This is a genomic window from Fulvivirga sediminis (genome assembly GCF_016757215.1).
Lineage (GTDB): Bacteria > Bacteroidota > Bacteroidia > Cytophagales > Cyclobacteriaceae > Fulvivirga > Fulvivirga sediminis.
Genome location: NZ_JAESIY010000013.1, coordinates 147650 through 163347, shown reverse-complemented (window position 1 = coordinate 163347; position 15698 = coordinate 147650). Strand labels below are relative to the sequence as shown.

Here is a 15698-nt window from a genome sequence, read left to right as displayed (position 1 = left end):
GAGAGTAGGTCGTTGCCAGATTTTATCAAAACCCTTTACTTTTATAGTAAAGGGTTTTTTTGTTTTATAGAGTTTTTTTATTCGGTGTCACTGTTTTTAGTTTAATTTGTGTTAAAATCAATAGAATCTGTGAAGCGAATAGCTCTAATAATAACCATCCTCTTTGTAGTAGCACTCAATGGCTATTTTTATTTTGAAAAATCCCTTTTTTCTGAGAAAGTTAACCTTTGGGATCGCGTACCTTCTAATACCATATTGGTATATGAATCGAAGGATTTGGTTGAACGCTGGAATCATTTCTTAGAGACTCCAATTTGGAAGTCATTAGCTGAGGCTGAGGATTTTTCTAGGATCAAAAGCAACCTCGAATTATTAGATAGTATAGGGGGTAGTCAGGGACATATAGATAGGTTGATTAAATCGAGCAGTACCCTTATTTCTATGCAGGTTATTGGGAAGAATAAGTTTGATTTCACCTATTTTATTGATTTGTCAGCGGTCGAAAGTCAAAAGATAGCCACAGGTATTTTAGAGGCATTTAAAGATGGTGGTTCCTTTGATAAAAGAATATATCAAGGTTATGAGTTGCAGGAAATTAGTTCTAAAGGGAGAACGTTCACCTATTTGATAGATAAGAATGTTTTTATTGGGAGTTTTACACCTTTTCTTGTAGAGGATGTAGTAAGGTTAATGGACGGAGGCGTATCGCAGAAGTTTATTGATGTGAATAATGATGTCTTTCAAATGCCAAAATTGACTGAGGATGATGGAAATCTCTACATTAATATAAGCAACTTTTCACAGTTTATAGGTGCTTTTCAAAAATCTGATTTAAGGAAGGATAGTAGAAAAGTATCAAATTTTGGTAAATCAATATTTTTGGATTTATCAATAAATGAGGATAAAATTCTTTTTAATGGTTTCACAACCACGGAAAAGTCTGATTTCTTAAATACATTTAAAAATCAAGATCCTTCATCCTCCAACCTTAAATATTTCATTCCTAATTTGACAGCCACATTGTATAGATACAGTTTTTCTAATGCTTTAGCATGGCAGAAGGAAGTGAAGGAATATTGGAAGCACTACTCCAAGGAATATTTGACGGAGCGAAATCATTTTGAGGATACTAATGAATTCAAATTTAATGACTTATTTGCCTGGCTAGGTAATGAGGTGGCGCTTGCTACTGTAGAAACGTTTGGTGCAGCCAAGGAAGCTAAGCTAGTATATGTAAGTGCTAAAGACATTAATCAGGCCCTGAATCAATTGAATACGTTCTCTGAGAGTTTAGCAAAGGTAGAAGGTGATTCTGTATACGTAGAGAAATTTTCGAATCTGGATATTAGAGAACTTAAAATAGAAGATTTTCCAAAATACGCTTTTGGTCCCTTATTTTCAGGTTTCGATGAGTGTTACTATGCCGTTCTCGGTGATTATATTGTATTTGGTAATAGCATTCAGGCTTTAAAGCAGTTGATTACTGATATTGAAGGTGAAAATACTTGGGGGCGATCAGTCGCTTTTAATAAGTTTCTTGATAGTAATCTGGAAGAGGCAAATGTAAATTTGATATTCAATACTCAAAGTGCATGGAGTGGAATACTTGGTGATTTTGATCCCTCGTGGAGAGAATATGCTCAGAAGTATGGCGCAATATTCAAAGGGTTTAGACTAGGATCGCTACAGTTTAGTAGGTTAGATGATAGTTTTTATACTAGTCTTGCTTTGGCCTTTGAAAAGCAGCAATATATTGTTAAGAATCAATATTTTAAACCACTGGTTAGCTATCAGAGTAATTTTCCGCTTATTACTAAACCTTTTGTAGTAAAGAATCATGTAGATAATTCACTGGAAACATTTGTTCAGGATTCGGCTTATAATGTTTCACTAATTTCCTCTGAGGGAGAATTGTTATGGACGGATTCTATGGGGCAGCCAATCATTTCGGATGTGGAGCAAGTTGATTTTTATAAAAATGGAAAACTACAGTATTTCTTTGCTACTCCCAATCGATTACATATTATAGATAGGCTAGGTAATTACATTGATGGATATCCTCTAAAGGTTGAAGCTGATAGGATCCAATTTGCCTCTGTGGTTGATTATGATAAGTCTAAGAGATACCGTTTTCTGATAGGTACTGAGAGAGGTAATCTTTATTTGTATAACAAGGAAGGTGTCGCGTTAGAGGGCTGGACTCCTAGAGAGACCACCGGAAAGCTTGCTACGGCTCCCTTTCATGTAAGGGTAAGAGGTAGAGATTGCATTGTAGCTATTCAGCAAGATGGCAATGTGAATGTGATGAACAGAAGAGGGGAAATGATGAAGGGATTCCCTTTGAAACTGGGAGTGAGGTTTGATACAAAACCATTTTTGCAATATGGGTCTGATTTTTCAAAAACAGTATTAACTTTATTATCAAGAGAAGGTAAGCTGATTCAAATAAATTTGGAGGGTAAAGTGCTTAAATCTGATCAATTATACCAGCCTACGAAGCAAACTTCTTTTCAACTTGTTCAGGATGCTTTAAGTAAAACTTACTTAATCGTTAGGCAGGATTTAGGACGAGTGGTGCTGATTAATGCTGATGGAGAAGAGATCTTGTCAAAAGATTATCTGAGTTCAGGAGAGCTTAAAGTTCAATTTTATAATTTCAGCCCTGATAATAAAATCTATGCTATTACTGATCAGCAGCAAGGTTTTACTTATATATATGATCAGAAAGGTGAGTTAGTAAATGCTCAGCCACTGGATAGTGAGTATGAAATAGCTACGCTATTTTTTGAAAATAATAACAAGTACCAGGTTTATAGTATTTCTGATAATTCATTTATAATAACCGAGTTTTAACTTTCAATATTCATTCATGAGAAGGTTTTTGATATTTTTTAGTCTGATATTTTGGTCCTTTTTTTCATTAGCGCAAGAAGCTGCGGAGTCTGACCCGCTGGAATATAGCTTATCGACGCCATATAGTACTATTTATACTCATTTAAGCTACTTGCAGGACGATAATTATCATCCTGATATAGCTGCAAAGACGTTTAACCCCCAGTTCGTAGATTCAAAGGAGGCAGAAAGCCTTGCCATAAAATTAAAGCAAGTACTTGATGGCAATGCTATTTTTATTGATCTAGATGAAGTGCCTCATAAAGCGAATTATACGGACAGTTTAACTAATAAGCATAGGTACTACTTAACTAAGAAATACCCTGAGTTATATGTGGAGAAGGAGGGCGATAATTGGTATTTTTCAAAAAAAGCTGTTCGGAATATTTCCAAATGGCATGATGAGGTCTACCCTTTTGGGACAGATAAATTATTGGAGTTGTTGCCGTCATTAGGAACCAAAAAAATACTTGGACTTTATATCTGGCAGATGTTGGGTATTTTGATATTGATTTTTATGGCTTTTGTGTTACATAAGCTATTTACCTTTCTTATTGAAAAATTGATTCTTCAGCTCTTATTTAAATTTGGTTATAAAAAGCTTGCAGATGAAGTTGTTATACCGGTTGCCAAGCCAATAAGTTTCTTAGTTATATTTCCATTACTCATTTTACTTGTACCTGTTCTTCAGTTGCCTATAGCAATGAGTAAATATGTTATACTTGCTTTAAGAGCCATCTGGCCGATTTTTGCTATAGTATTTTTATATAAGATGGTGGATATTATATGCATCTACCTAGGTAAGTTGGCAGATAAAACAGAGAGTACTTTAGATGATCAGTTGGTTCCATTATTACGAAAAGTACTAAAGACTTTTGTGGTTATAGTGGGTGCACTTTTTATATTAGATAATCTTGAGTTTGATATTACAGGACTTATTGCAGGATTATCAATTGGAGGTTTGGCCTTTGCTTTAGCAGCACAGGATACTATTAAAAACTTTTTTGGCTCTTTATTGATTTTTGTAGACAGACCATTTCAGGTAGGAGACTGGATCACTTCAGGTAATGTAGATGGTACAGTTGAAGAGGTTGGTTTTCGTTCGACCAGAATTAGGACATTCAGAAATTCTGTGATGTATATTCCTAATGGCATTATTACTAATCAAATGATTGACAATCATGGGTTGCGAGTATATAGAAGGTTTAATACTAATATTGCACTTACCTATGATACCCCTCCAGAGCTAATAGAAGTATTTGTAGAAGGATTAAAGGAGATTGTGAAGAAACATCCTGAAACGAGAAAGGACTATTTTGAAATTCACTTTAATGATATGGCTGATTCTTCTTTGAATATCATGTTCTATATCTTTTTTAAAGTACCTAGCTGGTCAGATGAGCTTAGGGCGAGACATGAGGTCTTACTAGAAATAGTAAGGCTAGCAGAAGCTTTAGGAGTGAATTTCGCGTTTCCTACTCAAACCTTGCATGTTGAGACGTTTCCTGAGAAAAAAGGTAATTCACCTGAATATACGAATGCATCTTCCGAGCTTAAGACTAAGCTGGAGGATTATTTAAAGAAAAGCAATAACTAACCTTTTAGAGAGCTAAAAACTCTTCTATGGCATCGTATATCTTATCTAGCTCTTTATCAGTAATTATATATGGAGGGATGAGATATATGAGGTTGCCTAGAGGCCTTAAAAGGATATTTTTTTTGAGGAAAAATGGGTACAGTTGATTCCTCATTTCACTAAAGTAGGAGCTGTCCTTGTCGGTGAAAAACTCTAGCGCTAATATGGTTCCTTTATATCTAATATCTTTAATTCGGGGGTGTCCTTTTATCTTAGCGTGAAATACTTTGTGTTTTTGCTCTATTCTACTAAGGTTAACCCTGCAGGTCGGTGAAGTAAGCAGCTCAAAGCTTGCTACAGCGGCTGCACAAGCTATAGGATTGGCTGTGAATGAATGACCATGTAGAAAGGTTTTGTGTAAATCTTGCGATGTAAAGGCTTCGATTACTTCTTTTGTGCATGATGTCACGCCTAAAGCCATGGCGCCTCCTGTAAGGCCTTTAGAAAGACAGAAAATATCAGGATTACTTGAGATATAGTCACAAGCAAAAAGTTTTCCGATTCTTCCAAATCCGGTCATCACTTCATCTGCTATGCAAAGAATGTTATGATCCTGGGCGTAGCTTATTAGCTTATCAAGAAACTGCTCGTTGTACATGCGCATGCCAGAAGCTCCCTGTACTATTGGTTCAAAAATAAAAGAGGCCACTTCTTCAGTTTCAATTATATTTTTGAAATGCTCGAACACCTTACTCTCATTTTCAGGGGTTGGGAAATCGATAAATTCAACTTCAAAAAGGTGTTCGTTAAATGGCTTCGTAAAATCTCCTCTCTCTCCAACAGACATTGCTCCAAATGTGTCTCCATGATAAGCACCGTCAATGGCAATTACTTTTTTTCTCACATCACCTTTGTTAAACCAGTATTGGAAAGCCATTTTTAGAGCTACTTCTACCGCGGTACTTCCATTATCAGAATAAAATATTTTATCCTGATTATCAGGGAGGATGGATAATAGATTTTCTGCCAACGTAATGGCTGGCTTATGAGTAAAGCCTGCAAAAATAACATGTTCCAATGATGCAGCCTGTTCTGCTACTGCTTTGGCTATGGCAGGATGAGCATGGCCGTGTAGGTTTACCCACCATGAAGATACTGCGTCAAGAATTTTTCTGCCGTCTTCGGTTATTAAATAAACTCCTTCTGCTGATTTAATATATAAAGGGTCATCTACGCCTAATAATGGTGTAAACGGGTGCCAAATACTTTGTTTATCTCTTTCGATCCAGTTCATTCCAATTATTCTTTAGCTGTTCAGAGTATTTTTCGATAACAGCGATGTCAATTTTTTCCTCTTCAGCAATATGCAAAAGACAAGGTGCGGGGCAGTGATTTAGTATAATTTCCTTGGTGGATTTAATGTCAGGACCATTGAATATGATTCCTTTAATAGCATATCCTCTTCTGGCCACTGCTTCTAATGATAAAATGGTATGATTGATGCTGCCCAGATATACATTACAAATAAGAATTAATTCGGCATTGAAATGAGGAATGAGGTCAATCATAAATTCTGAGTGGTTCAAGGGAACCATTAATCCACCAGCACCCTCTATTACCAGATGGTTTTTCGTTATAGGTGCCTGAATCTGATCAATTTTTAATTCAATGTTTTCTAACTCTGCAGCATAATGTGGTGATGCCGGAGTTTTTAAGTAGAATGCTTCAGGGTGAATAATTTGCTCATCGCCGATCCACTGTCTGATGGCACTGCTATCAGTGGGTTCTCCTGCTTGCACAGGCTTCCAGTAATCTGCTCCTAACGCTTTGGTAATTATTGCCGAAGCCAGCGTTTTTCCACTATCTGTTCCTATTGCTGATATAAAGTAATTCATTATAAAGCTGCTAAGCTATCAATCAAATGGTAAATTTCATCATGGGTATTAAATGAATGCAGGCAAACTCTTAATCTCTCCGTTCCTTTTTTTACGGTAGGGGCTAAAATAGCTCTTACGTCTAAGCCCTCATTTTGAAGTGATATAGCTGCTTGCCTGGCGGTGTCATTGCCAGGAATAATTATGCCCTGCACAGCATGGTTACTAGGAGTAAGTGAAAATTTACCATTGAGTTGAGCAATACATTTTTTAAAATACTGAACATTGGCTGTTAAAGTAGTTTGTAGGTGGATGTTGTTTGATAAAAACTCAAAAGCTCCTGCGATGGAAGCCACCTGATGGGGGGCTGGTGCCGTAGTGTAAATGAAAGGACGAGCGAAGTTGATCAAATATTTAATAAGTGTTGCAGAACCTGCTACAGCAGCGCCGTGTATTCCCATTCCTTTCCCGAAGGTATATATTCTTGCGAAAATATTACCTTGAGCCTGAAGTGATCCGCTGAGTCCACTGCCCAAAGGGCCCATTACGCCAGTACTGTGGGCTTCATCCAATATTATTTCCGCTTGATATTCTCTCGCGACCTCAATGAGTTCTGGTAAAGGACATTGGTCACCATCCATGGAGTAGATAGATTCAACTACAATAAATATTTGCCCGCTGGCCTTCGTTATTTTTTTTCGAAGGTCATCAAGGTCATTATGTTTAAAACTATAGCGGTTGGCCAGGCTTAGTCGGGCTCCATCTTTAATGCAGGCATGAGACATTTCATCATATAAAATTGTATCTCCTTTTTGAGGGATAGAGGAGAGTACGGCTAGGTTAGCATTATAGCCAGAATTAAAAATAAGCGACTTTTCGGATTGAAATATTTCAGATAATCTACTTTCTACATATTCTATATAGTCATAATTACCCGCTAAAAGTCTTGAGCCTGTGGCTCCATTTTTTTTTATGATGTCAGATTTATTTTTAATGAGCTTGTATAACTCTTCTGATTGAGCTAGCCCTAAATAGTCATTAGAGCTGAAGTCTATGAGTTGATCTGAAGTAACCAGGCTTCTGAGTGAATTTTGCTCATGCCTGGCTCTCAGTTTTTGGTTTAATTGCTCCTCTAGTTTCATATTCACATTTAGCCGACGCTAGGCTTCATTGAAAATCTTTTTTCTGTATAAACAGACAAAGATATAGTATAAAGCATTGTGAGTAGAAAACAGAAGGTGAAGTTGCTACTTTTTATTTCTCATTTTTTCCATCTGATCCCACATTTCTTGAGGTACGGCTTCTAGGTTGTTAAACTCTCCTGCCCCATTGAGCCACTCTCCGCCATCAATGGTAATTACCTCGCCGTTAACATAGGCCGAGAATTCACTCATTAGGTAGGCTGCCAGGTTGGCTAATTCCTGATGATCACCGAATCTTTTTAGAGGAATACGCTTTAACGGATCTATTTTTTCTGCTAAGTCACCAGGAAATAGCCTTTTCCATGCGCCTTCAGTAGGAAAGGGACCAGGTGCAATAGCATTTGACCGGATGTTATACTTGGCCCATTCTGCGGCTAATGAACGCGTCAAAGACAGTACTCCAGCCTTTGCGCAAGCCGATGGAACCACATAGCCAGATCCTGTCCAGGCATACGTGGTTACAATATTTAGAAAAGTACCAGGTTGCTTTTTGTTAATCCAGTTTTTACCGGCTGCTAGGGTAAAGTTATAAGTGCCTTTTAAAACAATGTCTACCACTATATCAAAAGCGCGATTAGAAAGTCTTTCGGTAGGACTTATAAAATTACCTGCGGCATTGTTTAAAACACCATGAACCTGTCCGAATTTATCCTCACTAGCTTGTATAACGGCTTCAATTTCTTCGTATTTACGCACATCACAGGCTATCGGAAGGACTTTTCCCCCTGTTTCTTGCTCTAGCTCTTGAGCGGTTTGGTCTAAAACCTCTTGTTTGCGGCTAGTGATAACCAGGTTAGCACCCAGCTCTAAAAAATATTTGCCCATAGACCTTCCTAATCCGGTGCCGCCACCGGTAATTATTATTGTTTTGTCTTTTAATGATTCAGGTTTAAGCATTCCAGTCATAGCGTGTAGTTTTTTGTTAGATATTAAAGTTATCAAAAAGATTGATCAACGTTGCTCAGTCATTGGGAAATCTGATGAACGTTATGATGACTTGCTTAAAACAAAAAAGCACCTTAAAAATGTTTAAGGTGCTTTCTCAAAACTTAAATTTATCTTTTAACCTCTGCGACGCTCAAGAAGGATCATCATCATAAGGCCTAGCATTATTTTTTCTGAGTCTTCTGGCTTCACTTCACCAACTTTGGTTAATTCAAATTTCCTTCCAAAGAAAGATGCTTTCTTCTTTAGTCTTACTATAGGCTGCCCTGCCTTATCAGTAACTATGTAAGAAGGGTTGAACATATATCCGGTAAATATGCCTACTACAGGTACTTCTCCCATCATAGAGTCAAGAACTTTTATCCAGCCGTTTTCTTCATTGATAGAAAACTGATGTTGCTCTTCTTTATTGATGATTTCATATCGTGCTTTCCAGATTGATCTCCATCCCTTACGCACTATTTTGCCAAATTCGTTGCCATTGCTATCCTTAAAAGAGTATGCCGCTGAGAAGTCAAGCCACCTGTCTGCTTTTATGCTGTAGTTTACTTTAGATCTACTCTCATCATCAAAAATTTGAATGTCTTCCTTTAGCTTAAACATTTTTTGCCTTACATAGGCAATTGTTTGTTCATTAGCATCTTTGGCTATAAAGTCATTGGCAAAAGTTGAAACTTTAAATTTGAAATTGACCGGATATGAAATGTTTTGCATTGATAATAAGGTTTGATGTCAGTTCCTGACTTTTAGAATTAATGTATTGTAAGTGTTATGTTTTCTATGACCTATATACACCTTAGATCAATGAAAGTCACCAGTTTATGATGATTTTATTTAACGCAAGGCTGCCTGTGTGGGGGCAGCCTTGCAGCTCTACCATTATACTTGTTCAGGAAAGTATAGGAGATAGAGCATTTAGAGTGTTTTTAATTATACAGTGAATAGGAATGACGCTGCGATCATCCAGCATCCTACTATTATTCCTAATACACCTAGTTTACCTTGCTTAGGAGCAATTTTTTCTCGCAGGTTAGCTGCTTTTTCTTTAGCCGAAGGGTTGCTTCCAAGAAATAATTTATTCATAAGAGCGAAGCCTAGCATAAAACCTAAACCTGCCTCAACTACGCTACCAGCTAATAGGGTGATCCACCATATAGGTGCAGTAGTAAGCCAGCCTATATTTAGTACGGCGGAGATGATACCCCATACTCCCCAGAAACAGAACACAAGGCCTATCCATCCTTGGTAAGGTTCAACTTTAGCTAATAATTCTTTAGCATTTGGTTTTTTGGCAAGAATTAAAGATGGTACTGCGATGATGCTAAGTAAAATTAATGTGATTCCGTAAATCATAGTATTTAATGTTTTTTTGTGGATTACTATGATGCAAATGTGAGAATATAATGTCATGTGGAGTAGACCATAAATAGTGAATTAATCTACCCCATATTCAGGGATGCTTTATTAGTCTACTAGCCCATTTTCTAGTGCATAGCGAGTTAGTCCTGCTAAATTTCTTACCTGAAGCTTAGAGATTAGGCTTTTTCGATAGCTTTCTATGGTGTGTTTACTAAGAAATAGGGTGTCTGCTATTTCCTGAGTGGTATATTCTTTTGCTATGAGCCTGATTACTTCTTTTTCTCGTTCTGTTAGGATGATCTCAGGGGTGTTCTTAGCCTCAAACATGGCCTTCATCATAGCTTCTTTTATGCGCTCAGAGAAGTAGTTGCTGCCATTCAGGATGGTTCTTATTGCTGTGAGCAGTTCATGCTTTTCTGAATTTTTAGAGAGGTATCCATTAACTTGAGAGTCTGTTAGTGTTTTTATTTTTTTGGTATCTTCCAGCATACTTACCACTAGCGTTTTTATATGCGGGAACTCATCTTTTATGAGGCCGTTTAGAGCTACTCCGTTCATGTCAGGCATGTTGATGTCAGTAATAACTAGGTCAATGTCTGAATTATGACTTCTAAGGTAGTTGATCACTTGCTGCCCATCAGATGCTGTCAGCTTTATTTGTATATCCGCTTCGTTAGATAAAATACTTTTAAGGCCATCTGTGAACATGGCATGATCATCTGCAATTATTACCGTATACATCTTTTCCATTTTTTATGCTTTTGGGATACTTATACTTATCACTGTTCCTCTTTTTTCTGCACTATCAATAGCCATCGTTCCATTGAAGGTTTCTACCCGATGTTCCATATTTTTTAGACCAATACCTTTACCTGTTTTGTTAAGATCGAAGCCAACTCCATTATCTTCATAAAGTAGGTCTATGGTGCCTTCATCTGTAAAAATACTTAATTGAAGGTTGATTACAGAGGCCTGAGCATGTTTGAAGGCATTAGTAACCAGTTCTTTAATTAGGTTAAAGAGCATTACCTGTAATTTTTGTTCTAGCTGATCAATCTCTGATTCTGGGTAGGCACTAAAATGAAGTTGTATATCCTGAGCGTTGGATAAATTAGTAATGTAAGAAGATACTAACTGTGTGAATGCCTGATCTTTGAAAGCCTTGGGTATAAGGCTATGAGATATTTCTCTCACTTGCTCATAGGTGGCGTCTAGCTGCTGCATCAGTTGTTTTATGTAGGCATCCTGATGAGTAATATTATTCATCTGTAACTTAATACCGGCTAAGTTGCCACCTATACTATCATGTAGCTCACGGGCTATTCTGCTACGTTCTTCATTTTGTGCTACTATAGAGGTTTTTGCTAATTGTAGCTCTTGAGATTGTAATAATGATTGTACTTCTTGCTTATTGAGCTCTTCCTGTTGCTTATTAAGCATGCTTTGTGCTAGTAACTTTTGATAGTATACTACAAGTAAAAGAATGATAGGGGCGAGGATAATGCAAAAGCCAATGAGGATGGCATTTTTTATGGTTTTTTGTCTACTTATTTCTGCTTCTTTTTTGATTTGTTCTTTTTGTAGATTATCAATTTTGCGTTCCTTCTGCAATGTTTCATATTTTAACTCTATATCTCTTAGCTGTAGTTGGTTTTGTTGTGATGATATTTGTCTAGTTATGTACGAATCCTGAGTCATGAGACTAAAGGCATTTTTAAAATCTTCTTTTTCAACATACAGATCCACCAGAGCTCTTATTACTCTTCGTTGAAGAATCATTCTATTCCAAGAAACAGAATTAATATAGGCCATACTCAAGGCTGCTTCTGCTATATCATATTCTTTTTTTTCTCTGTAAATATTTCCTTCATTGAGTATTGACTTGATGTATAAATCATAAAAGCCTTTTTCCAGAGCTATTTCTTTGGATTCAAAAAAAATCGTTAACGCCTCTTCTTTATAGCCTTTTTCAGATTGAATGATGCCTCTATACACTTGAGCATGTAGTTTTAGTTTAGGGTAGTTATCTATCTTCTCTTCTTCAAGTACTTTATTATACATGAGCATAGCAGAATCTAGGTGGTTTCTGCTAAAATAGTAATCAGCTTTGGTGATCAGAATAGATAAAGTAAGGCTAAGCTCTTCATTATTAGTGCTGAGTTTTTGAATAATAGCATTGGCCTTTGCATCTTCTCTTTTTGTTAGGTAGGTCTTGGCGAGGCCTAACTTCAGAAATTTCTGCATGGTGTTATCTTCTGATACCGACAATTCTATGCCTTTTATAAAAGTGGCAATAGCATCCTCTAAAAGGCCGATGTCACGTTTACCTTCCCCTTCGTAGAAATAAGCTCTCTGTTGATAATAGTTAACATTCTCATCTTCAGGGTCGAGATCACTGATTAGCTGATTCATTTGTCTGCCATAATAAATGACAGAATCAACCAAGTCAGTACGCAGGAAGATTATTCCTATGGTATCCAAGTATGCCAGTTTTTCCATAGGTAGCCTAGCCTGTTCTAGGGACTGATAAAGGGAATGGTCTACTTCAGTAGGTAGCTGACTAAAGGCCTTGAAGATGATATATTTTTGCGGATCTTGGTCCTGACTCTTTGTTTGAAAGGTGATGAAAAGAAGAAATATGAATAGAACCCTAATTGCCCGCATGATTAGTTAAATTTCCAACGCAAAAATATTATATATTTTTTAAACTGAGCCCTAAATCTATTAAATACCCAGCCTAATAGCTTAGTAATAAGACATCATTGTTTCATTTTGAATCTAATTACATAGTTTTGGGCTTCACCCAATGGTTAAATATTCTGATTGATTTCCATGAAATTAATCATGAGTGTATGAAGCAGAGGGATAAAATAAGCTAGCAATTTTAAAAATTGGGAAGGATGGAATCTATATTTCAAGTGAATTTGTCAGGGTTGCTCAAGGTGCTCTCTGATAACCTATACTCTCATAAGGAGGTTTTTATTCGTGAACTGCTCCAAAATGCAGTCGATGCTATTAGCGCCAGAAAAAAGGAAGGAACTTTTAAAGAATTTATAGAAGTAGAGCTATTTGATAGAGGGGATGATCAAGTTCTGAAAGTAAGAGATAATGGCATCGGTCTTAATCAGGAGGAAGTAACAGAATTTTTGTCACGGATAGGCTCCAGCTCTAAAAGTCAGGATGCTTTAAGAAGAAGATCAGAAGATTACATAGGGCAGTTTGGTATAGGTTTACTCTCCTGCTTTATGGTTACAGATGAGATTAATGTAATTACTAAATCTTTAAAAGCTGAAGAGGTGGTCATTTGGAATGGTCGGGTAGATGGTACTTACAGCACTGAAGTAAGTGAAGAAATACCACAAGAGGTAGGTACTACGGTTACTTTAAAGATGAAGGATGATCTGAGAATGACCCCAGATCAGCTGGTAGGACTATTGAAGTTGTATGGTGAATTTTTAGGAATACCTATTGAAGTGTTTATTAACGGAGAGAGGAGAGAAACCATCTTCAACTCTTTTCCATGGAATAATGGTGGTCCTCAAGGTGATAACGTCCTGAATTTTGGTAGAGAGGCTTTTAATGAACACTTTTCTAATTACATTCCTTTAACTGATTCTACAGGTAAGACCAAGGGCATTGGTTATATTTTTCCCAGACCTACGGGCGTAGCTACATCTCAGCATAACCATGTGTATATAAAAAACATGCTCATTGCTACAAATAATAAAGATCTGCTGCCAGAATGGGCCTTTTTTGTGAGGGCCGTGGTTAATTCTTCTAACCTGGCTCCCACTGCCTCAAGAGAAGATTTGTATAAGGATAAAGCTTTTTATGAGGTAAGAGAGGAGCTGGGAGCATCTATTATAGAGTATCTGATTGGGCTTAGTCAAAGCTCTCCAAAGTCACTGGAAAATATTATTTCTATCCATAATCAGGCGTTGAAGAGTACTGCATTAGGTAATTTGGATTTCTTTAATTTCATATCAGACTGGTTTATTTTTCCTACTTCAGAAGGACCTCTTAGCTTAGAGAAGATTAAGAAAAGGGGAAAAACAATTGCTTATGTACCTGATATTGATGATTTCAGGCAGATAGTGCCTATCGCCCGTGCTCAAAATAGGTTGATAATCAATGCCGGCTATATTTATGACGCAGATATTCTTCATCTAGCCAGTGGGCAGGATAGAGATCATGTTTATCAGAGAATAGATGCTGAGCATTTCGGTAATATTCTTAAGCCACTGGATATTGATGTGTACGATAAGGCTCAGGAGCGGTTGATGAAGCTACAGGATTATCTTCTTAATTATGACTGTGAGCTAGAAATAAAGCAGTTCGAACCAGGGAATATACCAGCTATATATAATCTTTCTAATAAAAAGCTTATGGATAGGGATGTGGGGAGAATACAGGATGAAAGTAATGATCTGTGGGCAGGAATTACAGGTGCTATTTATGAACCGTCAGCTTCTTTTAACTCTAAACTTTACCTTAATTATAATAATCCGATTGTAAAAAAGCTTTTAGAAAAGGCTCATGAGGGCATGGAAGAGGCTCTTATTCAGTCTTTATATTTTAATGCCATGCTTATGGGGCACTATCCTTTAAATCAGCAAGAGCTGGAAGGGATGAACAATAATCTGATTTATATTTTAAATAAAACCTATTGATATGGCAGCTTATAATAATTTAGAGACTATAGAAGATGTACAAAATGCTGTCAACTATTTGGCAGGAGCAAAAACTACTCTTGATAATAAGGATTTGGCCTTTAAATGCATCAGAAAGGCCATGTTTTTCAAAGATCTGGATTTAGAGTTTGAGGCAAGGTATGAATTTTTGCAACAATGCTGTTTTCTTAATTATCAGGAAGAAATGATAGCCCAATATCCGTGGTTCCTTAAAATCTGTGATGATAATCCGGGCAGATTTAGATATAGTTCAGTATTATGGGCTTTTAAGTGGGTTCTCAATATACTGCCTGCTTTTCATAACGTGCCATTAGAGAGAATTAATGCTTTACTCACCGAATTTGAAAGGCGTTACCGGGAGTTTGGAGCTACCGATAGAGTTATTCAATACAGTTTTTTAAAAGTATATTCTTTGATAGGAGAGAATGAAAAAGCCAGGGAAGCTTATGAAGCCTATAAAAGAGCGCCTAATAAATGGGAGCGCTTGATGGATTGCTCTGCCTGCGAGCTCAATAGTATCTTGGATATCTATATTGATAACAAAGATTATAAAACAGCTCTGAAAATGGCTCAGCCAATACTTAATGGTGAACTTACTTGTGCTGAAGTCCCTATGATTACCTATCCGAAGTTGATAATTCCTGCCATGGAAATGGGAGAGGAGGAACTGGCGGAGGATATGGCATACAAAGCATTAAAGGAGCTTAATAGCGCTACAGAGGAGGTAGAAGGCTATTGTCAGTTATTACCTTATCTTTCTGTAAAAGGAGACTTTGTAACAGCAAGAAAAATTTTTGAAGCTCAGTTCCCATCTTTAAAGGTGCGTAAGTCTGATTTTATGCTGGTTTACTTTTACATGTACTCAGGTATTATGTTTAAATGCATGGCTCGCAAAGATAAGCCTACAGTAAAACTGGCTATCAATGGAGCATTGCCGCTAGAGCATTTGCAAACTGGCAATGAAGGTGAATACTATAGTGAAAAGTTACAACAGTGGTTTGAGGAAATGGCATTGCATTATGCATCATTGTTGGATAACAGAAACGGAAACAACACCTATAAAGAATTTGTAGAATATAAACAGGGGTGGGTAGAGAAATACTGTTGATTTTAAGTGTAAATAATCATTAAAAAGGCCACTCAAATACTGAGTGGCCTT

12 protein-coding genes are annotated in these 15698 nt (G+C 36.9%); 4 read left to right on the top strand and 8 right to left on the bottom strand.

Annotation, left to right across the window (positions count from 1 at the left end):
• Positions 1-129: 129 nt before the first annotated feature.
• Both JL102_RS20600 and JL102_RS20595 read left to right on the top strand, forming a co-directional pair.
• The gene (locus JL102_RS20600; protein ID WP_202246358.1) at positions 130-2853 is read left to right on the top strand and encodes a DUF3352 domain-containing protein; all 2724 of its coding nucleotides are present in this window, start codon (positions 130-132) and stop codon (positions 2851-2853) included.
• A gap of 16 nt (positions 2854-2869) precedes the next feature.
• Positions 2870-4489 (top strand): mechanosensitive ion channel family protein, encoded by a 1620-nt coding sequence (locus tag JL102_RS20595; protein ID WP_202246357.1) that lies wholly within the window; start codon positions 2870-2872, stop codon positions 4487-4489.
• A 4-nt stretch (positions 4490-4493) separates the two neighbouring features.
• On the opposite strand, the gene bioA is transcribed toward JL102_RS20595, so the two are convergent.
• The 8 genes from bioA to JL102_RS20555 form a co-directional block, all read right to left on the bottom strand.
• A complete protein-coding gene (gene bioA / locus JL102_RS20590) occupies positions 4494-5762 on the bottom strand; it encodes an adenosylmethionine--8-amino-7-oxononanoate transaminase (RefSeq protein ID WP_202246356.1) in 1269 nt (422 codons plus the stop codon).
• On the bottom strand, positions 5740-6363 hold the full coding sequence (gene bioD / locus JL102_RS20585; RefSeq protein ID WP_202246355.1) for a dethiobiotin synthase: 624 nt from the start codon (positions 6361-6363) through the stop codon (positions 5740-5742). The genes bioA and bioD overlap by 23 nt, the downstream gene beginning before the upstream one ends.
• A complete protein-coding gene (locus JL102_RS20580) occupies positions 6363-7484 on the bottom strand; it encodes an aminotransferase class I/II-fold pyridoxal phosphate-dependent enzyme (RefSeq protein WP_202246354.1) in 1122 nt (373 codons plus the stop codon). The genes bioD and JL102_RS20580 overlap by 1 nt, the downstream gene beginning before the upstream one ends.
• A 105-nt stretch (positions 7485-7589) precedes the next feature.
• Entirely contained in the window at positions 7590-8450 is an 861-nt protein-coding gene (locus JL102_RS20575) for an SDR family oxidoreductase (protein WP_202246353.1), read from the bottom strand.
• Positions 8451-8606: 156 nt separating this feature from the next.
• Positions 8607-9203 (bottom strand): hypothetical protein, encoded by a 597-nt coding sequence (locus tag JL102_RS20570; protein ID WP_202246352.1) that lies wholly within the window; start codon positions 9201-9203, stop codon positions 8607-8609.
• A gap of 216 nt (positions 9204-9419) precedes the next feature.
• Complete coding sequence (locus tag JL102_RS20565) at positions 9420-9842, bottom strand: hypothetical protein (RefSeq protein WP_202246351.1); 423 nt, start codon at positions 9840-9842, stop codon at positions 9420-9422.
• 111 nt (positions 9843-9953) lie between these two features.
• Entirely contained in the window at positions 9954-10598 is a 645-nt protein-coding gene (locus JL102_RS20560; RefSeq protein WP_202246350.1) for a response regulator transcription factor, read from the bottom strand.
• A 3-nt stretch (positions 10599-10601) separates the two neighbouring features.
• Positions 10602-12512 (bottom strand): tetratricopeptide repeat-containing sensor histidine kinase, encoded by a 1911-nt coding sequence (locus tag JL102_RS20555; RefSeq protein ID WP_202246349.1) that lies wholly within the window; start codon positions 12510-12512, stop codon positions 10602-10604.
• Between the two features lie 236 nt (positions 12513-12748).
• Between JL102_RS20555 and JL102_RS20550 the strand changes: the two genes are divergently transcribed.
• Together JL102_RS20550 and JL102_RS20545 are read left to right on the top strand one after the other, a co-directional pair.
• Positions 12749-14518: an HSP90 family protein gene (locus tag JL102_RS20550; RefSeq protein ID WP_202246348.1), complete on the top strand. Its 1770-nt coding sequence runs from the start codon at positions 12749-12751 to the stop codon at positions 14516-14518.
• Between the two features lies 1 nt (position 14519).
• The gene (locus JL102_RS20545) at positions 14520-15647 is read left to right on the top strand and encodes a hypothetical protein (protein WP_202246347.1); all 1128 of its coding nucleotides are present in this window, start codon (positions 14520-14522) and stop codon (positions 15645-15647) included.
• Positions 15648-15698: the final 51 nt, after the last annotated feature.

What these genes read in the sequence shown, in the direction of transcription:
- JL102_RS20555 (WP_202246349.1), bottom strand. Translation starts at nt 12,512, where the DNA reads ATGCGGGCAATTAGGGTTCTATTCATATTTCTTCTTTTCATCACCTTT.
- JL102_RS20565 (WP_202246351.1), bottom strand. Translation starts at nt 9,842, where the DNA reads ATGATTTACGGAATCACATTAATTTTACTTAGCATCATCGCAGTACCA.
- JL102_RS20545 (WP_202246347.1), top strand. Translation starts at nt 14,520, where the DNA reads ATGGCAGCTTATAATAATTTAGAGACTATAGAAGATGTACAAAATGCT.
- JL102_RS20580 (WP_202246354.1), bottom strand. Translation starts at nt 7,484, where the DNA reads ATGAAACTAGAGGAGCAATTAAACCAAAAACTGAGAGCCAGGCATGAG.
- bioD (WP_202246355.1), bottom strand. Translation starts at nt 6,363, where the DNA reads ATGAATTACTTTATATCAGCAATAGGAACAGATAGTGGAAAAACGCTG.
- bioA (WP_202246356.1), bottom strand. Translation starts at nt 5,762, where the DNA reads ATGAACTGGATCGAAAGAGATAAACAAAGTATTTGGCACCCGTTTACA.
- JL102_RS20575 (WP_202246353.1), bottom strand. Translation starts at nt 8,450, where the DNA reads ATGACTGGAATGCTTAAACCTGAATCATTAAAAGACAAAACAATAATA.
- JL102_RS20570 (WP_202246352.1), bottom strand. Translation starts at nt 9,203, where the DNA reads ATGCAAAACATTTCATATCCGGTCAATTTCAAATTTAAAGTTTCAACT.
- JL102_RS20560 (WP_202246350.1), bottom strand. Translation starts at nt 10,598, where the DNA reads ATGGAAAAGATGTATACGGTAATAATTGCAGATGATCATGCCATGTTC.
- JL102_RS20595 (WP_202246357.1), top strand. Translation starts at nt 2,870, where the DNA reads ATGAGAAGGTTTTTGATATTTTTTAGTCTGATATTTTGGTCCTTTTTT.
- JL102_RS20550 (WP_202246348.1), top strand. Translation starts at nt 12,749, where the DNA reads ATGGAATCTATATTTCAAGTGAATTTGTCAGGGTTGCTCAAGGTGCTC.